The sequence below is a fragment of the Nocardioides sp. Z38_18 genome (assembly GCF_058215695.1).
The window spans coordinates 247,814-261,342 of record NZ_JBZAJE010000002.1 but is presented as its reverse complement, the minus strand read 5'-3'; the positions used below and the strand labels follow the sequence as shown (position 1 = coordinate 261,342).

Here is a 13,529-nt window from a genome sequence, read left to right as displayed (position 1 = left end):
CCGCCCTACAGCAGCATTCGGGCCGCTGCACAAGGAACGACTCGAACATTCTCACCCTGGTCTAGTGCGCAAAATCGGTACTATTGGGCCGGTAGCGCGCTTGTCGCACTATTGGCACGTGCCCACCCAGAAGTCCTCGTCGATGCGACCAGCAGCCCTGCTGGTGGCACTGGTGCTCGCGCTCGTCGCGGCTCCCGCTGTCGTGGCCGTGACGCCGGCCAGCGCCGTGGTGACCAAGGCCGCCGCGGCCGCGAAGCCCGCCGCCAAGCCCGCGAAGCCGGCCAAGGAGCGCCGCACCCTGAGCTTCCACGGGGACACCGCCCACGCCCACGCCGCCGGCCGCGCCCGCCGCGCGCCGTTCGCCTGGAACGGCCGCAGGATCCTCTACACCGAGTCGGTCCCCGCGAAGTGGGACTGGAGCTTGTCCACCGCGATCGCGAAGTGGAACGCCAGCGGCGGCGGCATCAAGTTCGTCCGCGCGGCCAAGCCCCGCAAGGCCAAGCTGCGGATCTCGATGGCCAACATCGGCGGCGCCGCGGGGATGGCGACCGTCGGCCGGACCAAGCGCGCCAGGGTCCAGCTCAGCTCCACCTACAACCGCGTCAGCTCGCTGGACGCCTACAGCCGGGTGCAGGTGATGGGGATCTTCGCCCACGAGCTCGGTCACGTGCTCGGCTTCGAGCACACCTCCGCCCCGTGCTCGCTGATGTCCCCGGTGCTCGACGTGGACGGTTGCGGGGTGCTGCCGGCGAGCATGCCCGGCTTCTACAAGTGCCGCACGATCGACGGTGCCCTGGTCGGCCGGTTCGTGAGGATCTACGGCGGCCGTGCCTGGGCCCCCAACGGCTACTGCCCGATCGACCCACTGCCCGCGCCGCTGGCCCGGGTCGCCGTCACCGGGGGAGCCCACACCCCCGTCACCGTGACCTGGGCGCGCCCCGCCTCGATCCCCTGGGGCACCCGGGTCCTGATCCGGTCCTGGACCGCCGAGCGTTGCGGCGCCGTCCCGCCGAACGCCAGCACGACGTACGCCTCCGCCGCCGCCGGGGTGTGGCGGGACCCGCGCGCCGAGGCGACCGGTTCCACCTGCTACCGGGTGCAGCTGGTCAACCGGTACGGCGCCGGCCGCGCCGCAGTCAACCGGATGATGGTCCGCTGAGCCGGTCCGGTCACCGGGGTGCCCGCAGGGCCGGGGCCCCCAGCGAGCATGTGGCAGACTCGGCCGCGTGCTGCATCGCATCATCATCGCCTAGCGCGACGGCTCCTGGACCAGCCAGGACCCGCCGCGCCGACCTCCTGTTCCCCACAGGAGGTCTTTTGCGTTCCGGGTGCCGGCACGAGCTCCCCAGCAACTGCCCCACGAGAAGGCCACCACCATGACCAGCGACCTGTTCCACGTCTACGACACCACCCTGCGCGACGGCGCGCAGCAGGAGGGCCTCAACCTCTCGGTGGCCGACAAGCTGGCGATCGCGCGACAGATCGACCGGCTGGGCGTGGGGTTCATCGAGGGCGGCTGGCCCGGCTCGAACCCCAAGGACACCGAGTTCTTCCGGCGGGCCCGCACCGAGCTCGACCTCCAGCACGCGGAGCTGGCGGCGTTCGGCGCCACCCGCCGGGCCGGGACCAGGGCGGCCGACGACCCGCTGGTCGCCGCGCTGCGTGACTCCGGCGCCGGCGTGGTGACGCTGGTGGCGAAGTCCCACGACCGCCACGTCGAGCTCGCCCTGCGTACGACGCTCGAGGAGAACCTCGCGATGGTGCGCGACACGGTGTCCCACCTGCGCGCCGAGGGCCAGCGGGTCTTCCTCGACGCCGAGCATTTCTTCGACGGCTACCGGGCCAACCGGGCCTACGCGCTGGAGGTCCTGCGGACGGCCGCCGAGGCGGGCGCGGACGTCGCCGCGCTGTGCGACACCAACGGCGGGATGCTGCCCGACTGGGTCGCCGACGTGGTCGGCGACGTCGTCGAGACCACCGGGGTCCGGGTCGGGATCCACTGCCACAACGACACCGGCTGCGCGGTCGCGAACAGCCTCGCCGCGGTGGGAGCGGGGGCCACACACGTGCAGGGCACCCTCAACGGGTACGGCGAGCGGACCGGCAACGCCGACCTCGTCACCGTGGTGGCGAACCTCGAGCTCAAGGTGGGCCGGCAGGTCCTGCCCGAGGGGATGCTGCGCGAGGCCACCCGGATCGCGCACACCGTCGCCGACGTGACCAACTTCCCGCCGGCGTCGCGGCAGCCCTACGTGGGGACGTCGGCGTTCGCACACAAGGCCGGCCTGCACGCCAGCGCGATCAAGGTCGACCCGGACCTCTACCAGCACATGGACCCCGCGGGGGTCGGCAACGACATGAGGCTGCTCGTCTCGGACATGGCCGGGCGCGCCTCGATCGAGCTCAAGGGCCGCGAGCTGGGCTTCGTGCTCGACCCCGAGCTGGTCAAGCGGGTGACCGCGCGGGTCAAGGAGCTGGAGGCGCGCGGCTACACCTTCGAGGCCGCGGACGCGTCCTTCGAGCTGCTCCTGGTCGAGGAGGTCGAGGGCGCCCGTCCGTCGTACTTCGACACCGAGTCGTGGCGGGTGATCACCGAGACCCGCCCCGGCGACGAGGCGGTCTCCGAGGCCACGGTGAAGCTGCGCGCCGGCGGCGCCCGGATCGTCACCACCGGCGAGGGCAACGGCCCGGTCAACGCACTGGACCACGCGCTGCGGCAGGCGATCGAGCAGCTCTACCCCGAGGTGGTGAAGTTCGAGCTGATCGACTACAAGGTGCGCATCCTCGACCAGGGCCACGGCACCGACGCGATCACCCGGGTCCTGATCGAGACCACCGACGGGGTCGGGTCGTGGGTCACGGTCGGCGTCGGGCCCAACGTGATCGAGGCGTCCTGGCGGGCGCTGCGCGACAGCCTCACCTTCGGGCTGCGGCGCCACGGCGCCTGAGCCGGACGCCTGGGCACTGCGCCGCAGAGCGGTAGCGTCGCGGCCATGACCGAGCTGCACGACCTCACCGCACTGGAGCAGGGCGCCGCGATCCGGGCGGGGGAGACCTCCACGGCGGAGCTGGTCGAGCATCACCTCGCCCGCATCGAGAAGCACTCCGAGCGGCTGGGCGCCTTCGTGACCGTCACCGCCGACCGGGCACGGTCCGCGCGCCCCGTCGGGGACGGTCCGCTGGCCGGCGTACCCACTGCGATCAAGGACCTCAACGCCACCAACGGGGTCCGCAGCAGCTTCGGCTCGCCGATCTTCGCCGACCACGTCCCCGACTTCGACGACGAGGTGGTCCGGCGGATCGAGGTCGCGGGACTGGTCAGCCTGGGCAAGACGAGCACGCCGGAGTTCGGCTCGCCCTGCTACACCGAGCCCGAGGGGGCGCCCCCGGCGGTGACCCCGTGGGACACCACCCGGATGGCGGGCGGCTCCAGCGGCGGTGCGGCGGCCGCGGTGTCCGGCGGCCTGGTGCCGCTGGCCCAGGGCTCCGACGGCGGCGGCTCGGTCCGGATCCCCGCGAGCTGCTGCGGGATCGTCGGCCTCAAGCCCACGCGGGGGCGGATCTCCGGAGCACCGATGTACGGCGACCCCGTCGGCCTGGCCACCAACGGGTCCCTGGCCCGCACCGTCCGCGACGCCGCCGCGCTGCTCGACGTGATGGCCGGCCGCGCGGTGGGGGACCCGTTCTGGGCACCCGAGGGAACCGAGTCGTTCCTGGCGGCGTGCGACCGCGAGCCGGGCCGGTTGCGGATCGCCCGGTTCAGCGCGCCGGTGATCGCGGACACCGCGGTGGACCCGGAGTGCCTCGCGGCCTGGGAGGACGCGAGCCGGCTGCTCGAGTCGGCCGGGCACGAGGTCGTCGACATCGCCGTCCCGCTGCCGCGGGCCTCGGTGCCGGTCTTCGAGACCTGCTGGGCCGTGCTCACCGCGCTCTCGGTGGTCAACCTGCCGCAGGAGGCCCGGGCGAGCCTGCGCCCGTTGACCAGCTGGCTCGCCGGCCGCGGCACGGAGGTGAGCGGCCCCGAGTTCGGGCTCGCGATCGGGGAGCTGCGCCGGGTCGCCGCGGGCACCCTGGCCGCGGTCTCGGCGTACGACGCGGTGCTCACCCCGACCCTCGCGGTCCCGCCCTTGCCCGTCGGGGCGATCCGCGACGACGAGGACCCGGCGGGCGACTTCGAGGCGCAGAAGCGGTTCACGCCGTACACCTCGATGTGGAACGTCACCGGCAGCCCGGCGATCTCGCTGCCCACCCACCAGACCCCCGACGGACTGCCGGTCGGGGTGATGCTCGCGACCCGCCCCGGTGACGAGGCGACGCTGCTGTCCCTCTCCGCACAGGTCGAGGCGGCCATGCCCTGGCGCGACCGCACCCCGCCCGGGTGGTGAGCGCCCGGACCGGGTCGACGGACCGGTGGCCGGTGCAAGTCAGCCGCAAGTGACCCTCAAGCGGCGCGGCGCAAGGTGCTCCCAGAGCGCGCAGGGAGCGTGCTGACCGAGAGGACCACGATGGACATGGCTACCGCCCATCCCGACCAGTACCTGCTGCCGCGCCAGGAGGCGGCGCCGCCCGGCCCCGTCGACGTGCGGATGATGTACGTGATGCACTTCGCGTTCCGCCGCGACCTCGCGATGTTCGCCGACGCGGCCCCGGTGACGCCGCTGGAGGACCGTGACGCCTGGCGCGCGCTGGCCGAGCGCTGGCAGCTGTTCAGCGCCAACCTGCACCACCACCACTCCGGCGAGGACGCCGGCCTGTGGCCCCTCCTGCTGGAGTACGCCGACCCCGGCGAGCGGGCCACCCTCGCCGACATGGAGGCCGAGCACGCGCTGATCGACCCGATCCTGGCCGAGTGCGCGGCCGGGTTCGAGGAGGTGGTGAGCACCAGCGACGAGGACGTCGTACGCCGGCTCGCGGACAGCCTGGTCGCGGCCCGGGACTGCCTCGCCGCGCACCTGCGCCACGAGGAGACCGACGCGATGACGATGGTGCAGAAGCACCTCACCCAGCAGCAGTGGGACGACATGGCCAAGGAGAACTTCACCAAGGGCCAGAGCCTCTCCGCGCTGCTCAGGATGCTGCCCTGGGTCGCCCACCAGATGCCCGAGGCCGAGCTCCGCGGCGTCCTGGCCGAGTTCGGCTTCCCGTTCGCGCTGCTGCTCCGGTTGGCGCGGGGCCGGTTCGAGCGCCTCGAGGCCCGGGCGACCCGGCACCTCTCCGGGGCCGCCTGACCCCTCGAGCCGGGTCGGCTCAGAACCCGTGGGCCGCCCGGACCCCGGCGAACCACGCGGCGAAGACCGGGATCTCCCATCGCTCGCACAGGCGCAGCGCGTCCTCGGCGTGCCGGGTGGCGAGCTCTCGCCGGCCGGTCGCCTCGGCGGCCATCGCCAGGAACGCGTCCACGGGCCCGATGGCCGCGACGGACCCGGTGCTGGCGGGCCGGCCGGCCAGCTCGGCGAGGTGGGTGTACGCCGGGGCCGCGAGTCCGGGCTCCCGGAGATGGAGCCCGGACTCCGCCGACGTCGCCCACATCAGCGGGGAGAACCACGTGTCGAGGTGGTGCTCGGCCTCGCTGGTGGAGAGGTAGTCCCGGGCCTCGTCGAAGCGGCCCATCCGGCACAGGATCGCGGAGACGAACGTCTGCACGGGCAGGGGACTGTTCTGGTCGATCAGCGTCAAGATCTGCGCCAGCTGCTCGTAGTCACCGGTCCACATCAGCTTCATCGCCAGCGACCCCGCCACCGTGTGGTCGTACATCGCGTGCTGCACCCGCTCGCGGAGGCCGGCGAGGTGGTCGAGCCGCTCGTCGGCGCCGGCGAAGTCGCCCCGCAGCGCAAGCCATGGGATCTCCAGGCCGTCCAGGACCAGCTCGGCGTAGAAGTGGCGCTGCCGCTCGGCCTGGGCGCGCGCCTCGCGCACCCCGGCGTCCATGAGCTCGAGGCGGCCCAGCTCGCAGTCCGCGACGACCCGCAGGGTCAGGGCCGTGGAGAGTGCGGCCTGGTCGTCGAGCTCGCGGGCCAGGGCGCACGCCTCGTCGAGGAGCTGGTGGCGGCGCTCGGCGTTGGCGCCGCGCCAGATCGTGGTCGCCGCAGTCAGGCAGCACCACAGCCGCAGGCGGGGTTCGCCGAGGCGCTGCGACATCGCCACCGCGTCCTCGGCCAGGGACTCCCGCTCCTGCGGGGTCGCGGCGTAGTAGATCTCGCCGGCCAGGGCGATCATCACCCGGCAGCGCGCGTCGCCGTCGCCGGGAGGCAGCCGGTCGAGCGCGTCCCGCAGCGCACCGACGACCAGCGGGTCGACCACGCCCTGGGTGGAGGCCTGCCACAGAGCACCGTCCAGGGACATGGTGGCCGCGTGGACCAGCCGGTCGAGGTCGTCGAGCTCGTGCGCGGCCTGGATCGCCCGGTGCACGGTCGGCCTGAGCTCGAGCCAGTTGCCGGAGAGCTGGAGCGCGCGGGCGTAGGCGACGAGGAGGTCGTGCAGCTCGAGGCGGGACGCGTCCGGGTCGGAGGCGAAGACGTCGACGGCGTCGTGGAGCAGGGAGGCGGCCTCCTCGTAGGCGAACACCCGGTGGGCGCGCCGGGCCGCGTCCACGCACGCTCGCCACGCCTGCGCGGCGTGGGCGGGACCGGCGGCCAGCCAGTGCCGGGCCACCTCGCTCTCGCGCTCCGGCCGGTCCCGCAGTGCCTGCGCGAACCGGGCGTGCGACCGGGCGGCCCGGGATCGCGAGACCGAGCCGTAGAGGGTGTCCCGGACGAGCGCGTGCGCGAACCGGAACCGGTCGACGCCGTCCTCGCGCAGCAGGCCGGCGGCCAGCGCGGGCTCGAGCGCGTCCAGGGTGCTCTCCTCGTCGCGGTCCAGGACCAGCGCCAACGTGGCCACGTCGAACTGGCGCCCGGCGACGCTCGCGGTCCGCAGCGCGCGGGCTGTGTCCTCGGGCAGGGAGCCCACCCGGCGGAGCAGCACGTCCTGCACCGCAGCCGGGGGATCGGCCTCGGTGAGCAGCGAGGCGAGGTCGCCGCGGTCGTGGGCGAGCCGGGCACACTCCACCAGGAAGAACGGGTTGCCCTCCGTACGCCGCCAGAGCGCCTCCGCCTGCGCACCGGACGGCGTGAGGTCGGCGACGGAGGCGACGACGCGGCCGGCGTCCTCGGCGTCGAGCCCGGTCAGCGTCGTACGCCAGGCGTGGCGGCGGGCGAGCACCTCGGCGACCTCCGCGAGGGCCCCGGTCGGTGCCGGCTGGTCGCGCCAGGTGGTCACCACCATCAGGCGCTCGACCCGGGCGGTCTCCACGAGCAGGCGCAGCACCCGCAGCGTCGAGGCGTCCGCCCAGTGCAGGTCGTCGAGGACCAGCAGCAGCGGCAGGTCGCCAGCCGCCCGCCGTACGGCGTCGACGATCTCCTCCCAGGCGCGGAACTGGCCGGCGGAGTCCTCGCTGCCGGCCGCCACCTCGGAGGGCAGCTGCTCGCCGAGCCCGCGCAGGATCGCGGCCCACGGCCACAGCGGCGGGGCGCCCTCGTCCTGGGAGCAGCGGCCGACGAGCACACGGGCACCTGCCTCCCGGGCCCGGTCGGAGAGGGCGTCGCACAGCCGGCTCTTGCCGATCCCGGGCTCACCGGTGAGCACGGCGAACCGGGGTCGTCCCTCCCGGGCCTGGCCGAGGAGCTCGACGAGGCCGGCGAGCTGCTGGTCGCGGCCGACCAGGGGCCACGCAGCCTCCTCGGACGAGGCAGCCGCGTCTTCGAGCGGCGGGCCGGGGTGGGGTCCGGGTTGTGGCTCGGGCTCGGCGAGCCGGCCGACCCAGTCGAGCGAGGGGTCCTGGCGGAGCACGGCGGCCTGCAGCTCCCGGAGCTCGGCGCCCGGCTCCAGCCCGAGCTCCTCGGCGAGCAGGGTCCGGACCTGCCGCAGCGCGTCGAGGGCGTCGGCCTGGCGTCCCGACCGGGTCAGCGCCAGTGCCCGCAGCCCCCAGAGCCGTTCCCGGAGCGGATGGGCCTGGACCAGCGACTCGAGCTCCGCGGCCGCGGTCGCGTGCTGCCCGGTGGCGAGCTCGATCACGGCCCGGTCCTCCAGGGCGACCAGGCGCAGCTCCTCGAGCCGGGCCCGCTGGGCCTGCACCGCGGGGGCGTCCTCGAGCTCGGCGTACGGCTCGCCCCGCCACAGGTCCAGCGCCGCCCGCAGCCGGCGGGCGAGCTCGTGCAGCTCCTCCTCGCGGACCCGATCCAGGCCGCCCGGGGTCGCGGAGAGGGCTCCGACGCGACGGTGCACCTCGGAGACCTCGGCCTCGAACCACGCCGCGTCGAGGGTGCCGTCGAGGACCCGCAGGGCGTAGCCGCCCGGCCGGGTCACCAGGACCTGCGACGGCGCCCGGGGCGCCCGGTCGGGTTCGAGGACCCGGCGCAGACGGGCGATGTAGGACTGCAGCGCCGCGGTCACCGCCTCCGGCGGCCGCTCGCCCCAGACCAGGTCGACGAGCGTGTCGACCGGGACCGTGCGGCCCGCGTGCAACGCCAGCGCCGACAGCAGGGCCCGCTGCTTGCGGGTTCCGAGGTCGACGTCCAGCTCCTCGAGCCGGACCTCCACCGCTCCCAGTACGCGTACCTGCACGCAGGCATGCTATTTGCGCGGAGCCGTCCGCGGCAGGTGTCGCGGCTCAGGCCGGGACAGCGGCCAGCAGCCGCTCACACTCCTCGACGAGCCGCCGGCGAAGCGGGGCTCCCCGCTCGGCGAAGCCGCGCTGCGCGGCGACGTACTCCTGGCGGCCCTCGGGCGTCTCGATCGGCACCGGGGTGAAGCCGAGCCCGGCGAAGTCGTACGGCGACGCGCGCATGTCCAGCTCGCGGATCTCCCACGCCAGCGCGAAGCAGTCGGCGACCAGCTCCGAGGCGATCAGGGGAGTGAGCCGGAACGCGTGCTTGTACAGGTCCATGCCCGCGTGCAGGCAGCCCGGCTGCTCGAAGGAGGCGCGGTCCTCGTGCCCGGGCTGCAGGGTGTTCAGCGGCCGGGCGGTGTCGGTGAAGAAGCGGAACGCGTCGAAGTGGGAGCAGGTGATCCTGCTGGTCTCCACGACGCGGTCGGTGGCGGCTCCGCCCAGCCGGAGCGGCCAGTCGTGGCGCACCTCGTCGGTCCGGTGCACCATCGCCCACTCGTGCAGCCCGAAGCAGCCCAGGGTGGGCGGCCGTCCCGCAGTGGCCACCAACAGCCGGTGGATCGACTCGATGACGGGGAGCTGCGACTCGAGATGGTCCACCGAGACGGATAGTCCGAGACGTTCCCGTCGTGATTCGGTCGCTGCAACGACGGAAACGTCTCGGACTATCCGGCTCTGGTAGCCCTTCAGCCCGGCGTACTCCGCTCCGTCGACGAGCGTCACGCCCCAACCCGGGTGCCAGCGGCGCAGGGCCGCCGGCCGTTGGGAGTAGTAGGTGAACAGGAAGTCGTGGACGGGGTGCTTCTGGCCGCGCCGCCTGCGCTCGAGGTGGGGCTGGACCCAGGTGTCGACGCGCTCCCCGTGCGCGCGGGCACGCGCGCGCCAGGTCTGCTCGTCGAGGATCTCCACGGGACCCAACCCTAGGTGGCCGGTTCGTCGAGCTCCCGGACGAGTCCGGCCGGCGCGAGCAGGCGGTAGCTCTCGGTCACCAGCTCACCGACCTCGCGCCAGTCGGTGGCCTCGTCGAGCACGACGGCGACCACGTCGTCTCCTAAGAACGAGAGGTACGGCGGCCCGATCGCCACCAGCGCAGCCAGCTCCTCGCCGATGCTGCGCAGGGTCACCACCGTCACCGGGCGACCGTCGGTGACCCCGAGCCGATCGGCGGCATCCGCGTGGTGCAGCGCCACGACGTGGGCGAACGTCCGCTGCCGGACCCGCCAGCGGACACCCGTCCAGGCGTCCTCCTCGTGGGCGCCGGGCAGGCGCATCGCGAGCTCCGCGACCCGCGTGACGAGCGCGGGATCGGGCTCGGGACGTCCACGCACCATGAACCCCAACCTAGGCGTCCGCGCCGACATCCCGGTCTCCGTGGCCGCACCGGCGGCACCGGCCGGACCGGGGATCTCCACAGCCGGCACGCTGATGCGTCCGCGGTGCCGACCGGTCGATAGGCTCGGTGGATGCGCATCGCCAGGTTCACCACAGGTGACGACCCACGTTTCGGCATCGTGACCGGAGACATCGACGACTTCGGCATCCCCGACGAGGAGTCGGTGATCACGCCGCTGCAGGGCGACCCGCTCTACGTCGGCCTCCAGCCCACCGACGAGGTGGTCCGACTCAGCGACGCCCGGCTGCTCTCGCCGGTGCTCCCGCGGAGCAAGGTGGTCGGCATCGGGCGCAACTACGCGGCCCACGCCGCGGAGATGGGTGGCGAGGTCCCCGACGAGCCGCTGATGTTCATCAAGCCGAACACCAGTGTCGTCGGCCCCGGCGACCCGGTGTTCTACCCACGGCAGAGCGAGAACGTGCACTTCGAGGGTGAGCTCGCGGTCGTGATCGGCCGGATCTGCCGCGACGTGCCGAAGGAGAAGTACGCCGACGTCGTCCACGGCTACACCGTGGGCAACGACGTGACCGCGCGCGACCTGCAGAAGAAGGACGGCCAGTTCACCCGCGCCAAGGGCTTCGACTCGTTCTGCCCGCTCGGTCCCTGGATCGAGACCGAGCTCGACGTGAGCGACCTACGGGTGCAGACCTTCCTCAACGGGGACCTGAAGCAGGACGGACGCACCTCCGACCTGATCTTCGACGTCCCCACCCTGATCGCCCACGTGTCCAGCGTGATGACGCTGCTCCCGGGCGACGTGATCCTCACCGGCACCCCCGAGGGCGTCGGTCCCATGAACCCCGGTGACGAGGTCGAGATCTCGATCCAGGGCATCGGCAACCTGAGCAACAAGGTGGTCTCACGATGACAGATCCAGTCCTGGGCAGCCTCGCCCCCGAGCAGGTCCGGGTGCGGTTCCCACCCTCGCCGACCGGCAACCTGCACGTCGGCAACGTGCGTTCGGCCCTGTTCAACTGGGCGTTCGCACGTCACTACGGCGGCACGCTGGTGCTCCGCATCGAGGACACCGACCTCGCCCGCAACACCCCCGAGGGCTACGCCTCGGTGATCGACTCGCTCGCCTGGCTCGGCATCGACTACGACGAAGGCCCCGGGGTGGGTGGCGAGTTCGGCCCCTACAAGCAGTCGGAGCGGTTCGACATCTACCGCGACATCGTCGCGAAGCTGCGTGGGTCCGGCTCGGCGTACGACTGCTTCTGCACCACCGAGGAGGTCGACGCGCGCCGCAAGGCCTCCGGCTCCAAGGTGCAGGGGTACGACGGCCACTGCCGTGACCTCAGCGACGAGCAGCGACGCGCCTTCGAGGCCGAGGGACGCACCCACGTCGTCCGGATCCGGATCCCCGACGGCCCGATCGTCTTCGACGACCTCGTCCGCGGCGAGGTGACCTTCCTGCCCGAGCACGTGCCCGACTTCGCGATCGTGCGCGCCAACGGCGACCCGCTCTACACGCTGGTCAACCCGGTCGACGACGCGCTGATGGGGATCACCCACGTGCTGCGCGGCGAGGACCTGCTGTCTTCGACGCCGCGGCAGATCGCGGTCTACGCGGCCCTGCAGGCGCTGGGCATCGGCACCGGCTCCCCGCGCTTCGGCCACCTGCCGATCGTGATGGGGGAGGGCAACAAGCGACTCTCCAAGCGCGACGCCGGCTCTGGACTGAGCGAGTACATCGAACGCGGCTTCCTCCCGGCCGGGCTGCTGAACTACCTGGCGCTGCTCGGGTGGGGGATCGCGGAGGACCGCGACGTGTTCACGATGGAGGAGATGGCGCAGGCCTTCGACATCCGCCGGGTGAACCCCAACCCCGCCCGGTTCGACCTCAAGAAGCTCGAGGCCATCAACGCCGCGCACATGCGGCTGCTGCCCCTCGAGGAGCTCGAGGAGCGGCTGCTGCCGTTCCTGCGCGAGGCCGACCTGGTCGAGGACCCGCCGACCCCGGAGGAGAGCCTCAAGATCACCGAGGGCTGCGTGCTGATCCACGAGCGCGTGGGCACCCTGGGCGAGGGCGCGGACATGCTGGCGTTCCTGTTCCTCGACGAGGTCGTCTACGACGAGACCGACGTGGCCAAGGTGCTCACCGAGGACGGGCTCCGGGTGGTGGCGGCGGCACGCGATGCCCTTGCCGCGATCCCCGAGTGGAACACCGCCGCCATCGACGAGGCCCTGCGCGCCAAGCTGGTCGAGGAGCTCGGCCTCAAGCCGCGCAACGCGTTCGGCCCCGTGCGGGTCGCGGTCACCGGACGCCGGGTCTCCCCGCCCCTGTTCGAGTCGCTCGAGCTGCTCGGCAGGGAGCAGTCGCTGGCTCGGCTCGACGCCGCTCCTCTCGCCGCCGCGGACGTGGCGAGGGAGCAGCCCTGATGGCCTTCCCGCCCCCGCCGCAGCCCCCCGCGCCGGGCTACGGACCTGCTCCCCGGCAGTGGAGCCAGCGCGAGATCGCGCACCCGCACCCGGAGCCGCGCCTGTACCCGCTGATGCTGCGCACCTGGGACTACGCCTGGTGGAGGCCGGTCGTCGGCATCCTGGTCCTGGCCGTGGGCGGGATGATCCTGATGCCGATCGTGCTGATGCCGATCCTGGCGCTCGGAGTCGCGGTCGAGGGCGGCTCGGGGCCGTTCGCGGATCGCTTCTTCGACTCCGCCAGCCTCACCTCGGTCACCCCGGCCTCGATGCTCTACCTGAACCTCAGCCTGGCCTCGCTGACCCTGGTGGCGATGCTGGTCGTCCGCTACCTGCACCGGTTGCGGCCCCGCTGGCTGTCCTCGGTGATGCCCGGCATGCGCTGGGGGTTCTTCTTCGCCTGCCTCGGTCTCTCCGTGGTGGCGCTGATCGCCTCCGTGTTGTTCAGCACACTGCTGCCGGACAACACCAGCGGCGTCAGCGGTGAGCCCAACGAGATCACCGGCCGGCTGGTGGCCACCGGCATCGTGATCCTGCTCACGACTCCGTTGCAGGCGCTCGGTGAGGAGTACGCCTTCCGTGGCTACCTGATGCAGGCGTTCGGCTCCCTGGCCCACGGGATCGCGGAGACGTTCGGCCTGAGTCGGCAGGCGGCCGTGCGGATGGCGGTCGGGTTCGCGCTCCTGGCCACCTCCGCGCTGTTCGCGCTGGCGCACGGCGCCCAGAACGCCCCGCTGTTCTTCGACCGGTTCGCGTTCGGCCTGATGGCCGGCGCCACCGTGATCCTGGTCGGCGGGCTCGAGGCGGGGATCGCACTGCACATCTTCAACAACCTGCTGGCGTTCGCCATCGCGATCTTCTTCGGCGACCTCCAGGGGGCCCTGACGGTCTCGGAGGTGTCCTGGTGGCAGACACCCGTGACCATCGTCCAGAACGGCGTCTACCTCGTCCTGGTGCTGCTCGTGGCGCGCAGCATGGGGCTGCGCAACAAGACCGCACCGCCCGCGGTGCCCGGCACCCAGCCGCAGGCCGCGTGAACGCGGGGAGACGACAACGTCACACCGCCCCGAT

10 protein-coding genes are annotated in these 13,529 nt (G+C 72.9%); 7 read left to right on the top strand and 3 right to left on the bottom strand.

Translation table 11 applies throughout. The features are described 5' to 3' along the window. The first annotated feature begins 118 nt into the window (after positions 1-118). From AC4BGC_RS12390 to AC4BGC_RS12375, 4 genes are all read left to right on the top strand, one after another. Complete coding sequence (locus AC4BGC_RS12390) at positions 119-1,159, top strand: matrixin family metalloprotease (protein WP_490548153.1); 1,041 nt, start codon at positions 119-121, stop codon at positions 1,157-1,159. 217 nt (positions 1,160-1,376) lie between these two features. Further along, positions 1,377-2,948 carry a citramalate synthase gene (gene cimA / locus AC4BGC_RS12385; RefSeq protein ID WP_490556044.1) on the top strand — a complete coding sequence of 524 codons (1,572 nt, stop codon included), beginning with the start codon at positions 1,377-1,379 and terminating at the stop codon, positions 2,946-2,948. Positions 2,949-2,993: 45 nt separating this feature from the next. Further along, positions 2,994-4,385, top strand: a complete 1,392-nt coding sequence (locus tag AC4BGC_RS12380) for an amidase (protein ID WP_490556043.1) — start codon at positions 2,994-2,996, stop codon at positions 4,383-4,385. Between the two features lie 126 nt (positions 4,386-4,511). Next, the gene (locus AC4BGC_RS12375; RefSeq protein ID WP_490556041.1) at positions 4,512-5,228 is read left to right on the top strand and encodes a hemerythrin domain-containing protein; all 717 of its coding nucleotides are present in this window, start codon (positions 4,512-4,514) and stop codon (positions 5,226-5,228) included. A gap of 19 nt (positions 5,229-5,247) precedes the next feature. Here the strand turns inward: AC4BGC_RS12375 and AC4BGC_RS12370 are convergent, their stop codons facing one another. Genes AC4BGC_RS12370 through AC4BGC_RS12360 form a run of 3 tightly spaced genes read right to left on the bottom strand, consistent with a single transcriptional unit; the run spans position 5,248 to position 10,056 of the window. Further along, the gene (locus AC4BGC_RS12370; protein ID WP_490556040.1) at positions 5,248-8,601 is read right to left on the bottom strand and encodes an ATP-binding protein; all 3,354 of its coding nucleotides are present in this window, start codon (positions 8,599-8,601) and stop codon (positions 5,248-5,250) included. A gap of 46 nt (positions 8,602-8,647) precedes the next feature. Beyond that, positions 8,648-9,562: a 3-methyladenine DNA glycosylase gene (locus tag AC4BGC_RS12365; RefSeq protein WP_490556039.1), complete on the bottom strand. Its 915-nt coding sequence runs from the start codon at positions 9,560-9,562 to the stop codon at positions 8,648-8,650. A gap of 2 nt (positions 9,563-9,564) precedes the next feature. Continuing rightward, on the bottom strand, positions 9,565-10,056 hold the full coding sequence (locus tag AC4BGC_RS12360; RefSeq protein ID WP_490556038.1) for an MmcQ/YjbR family DNA-binding protein: 492 nt from the start codon (positions 10,054-10,056) through the stop codon (positions 9,565-9,567). A gap of 51 nt (positions 10,057-10,107) precedes the next feature. Between AC4BGC_RS12360 and AC4BGC_RS12355 the strand changes: the two genes are divergently transcribed. The 3 genes from AC4BGC_RS12355 to AC4BGC_RS12345 are packed head-to-tail and all read left to right on the top strand — an operon-like array spanning position 10,108 to position 13,495. Then, positions 10,108-10,905: a fumarylacetoacetate hydrolase family protein gene (locus tag AC4BGC_RS12355; RefSeq protein ID WP_490548160.1), complete on the top strand. Its 798-nt coding sequence runs from the start codon at positions 10,108-10,110 to the stop codon at positions 10,903-10,905. Further along, the gene (gltX, locus tag AC4BGC_RS12350) at positions 10,902-12,419 is read left to right on the top strand and encodes a glutamate--tRNA ligase (protein ID WP_490556036.1); all 1,518 of its coding nucleotides are present in this window, start codon (positions 10,902-10,904) and stop codon (positions 12,417-12,419) included. Before AC4BGC_RS12355 ends, gltX begins: the two co-directional genes overlap by 4 nt. Further along, positions 12,419-13,495: a CPBP family intramembrane glutamic endopeptidase gene (locus tag AC4BGC_RS12345; protein WP_490548162.1), complete on the top strand. Its 1,077-nt coding sequence runs from the start codon at positions 12,419-12,421 to the stop codon at positions 13,493-13,495. Before gltX ends, AC4BGC_RS12345 begins: the two co-directional genes overlap by 1 nt. Positions 13,496-13,529 lie beyond the last annotated feature (34 nt).

Excerpts from the sequence above, each read along its gene's own strand:
- cimA (WP_490556044.1), top strand. The coding sequence starts at position 1,377 with ATGACCAGCGACCTGTTCCACGTCTACGACACCACCCTGCGCGACGGC.
- AC4BGC_RS12380 (WP_490556043.1), top strand. The coding sequence starts at position 2,994 with ATGACCGAGCTGCACGACCTCACCGCACTGGAGCAGGGCGCCGCGATC.
- AC4BGC_RS12375 (WP_490556041.1), top strand. The coding sequence starts at position 4,512 with ATGGCTACCGCCCATCCCGACCAGTACCTGCTGCCGCGCCAGGAGGCG.
- AC4BGC_RS12355 (WP_490548160.1), top strand. The coding sequence starts at position 10,108 with ATGCGCATCGCCAGGTTCACCACAGGTGACGACCCACGTTTCGGCATC.
- gltX (WP_490556036.1), top strand. The coding sequence starts at position 10,902 with ATGACAGATCCAGTCCTGGGCAGCCTCGCCCCCGAGCAGGTCCGGGTG.
- AC4BGC_RS12345 (WP_490548162.1), top strand. The coding sequence starts at position 12,419 with ATGGCCTTCCCGCCCCCGCCGCAGCCCCCCGCGCCGGGCTACGGACCT.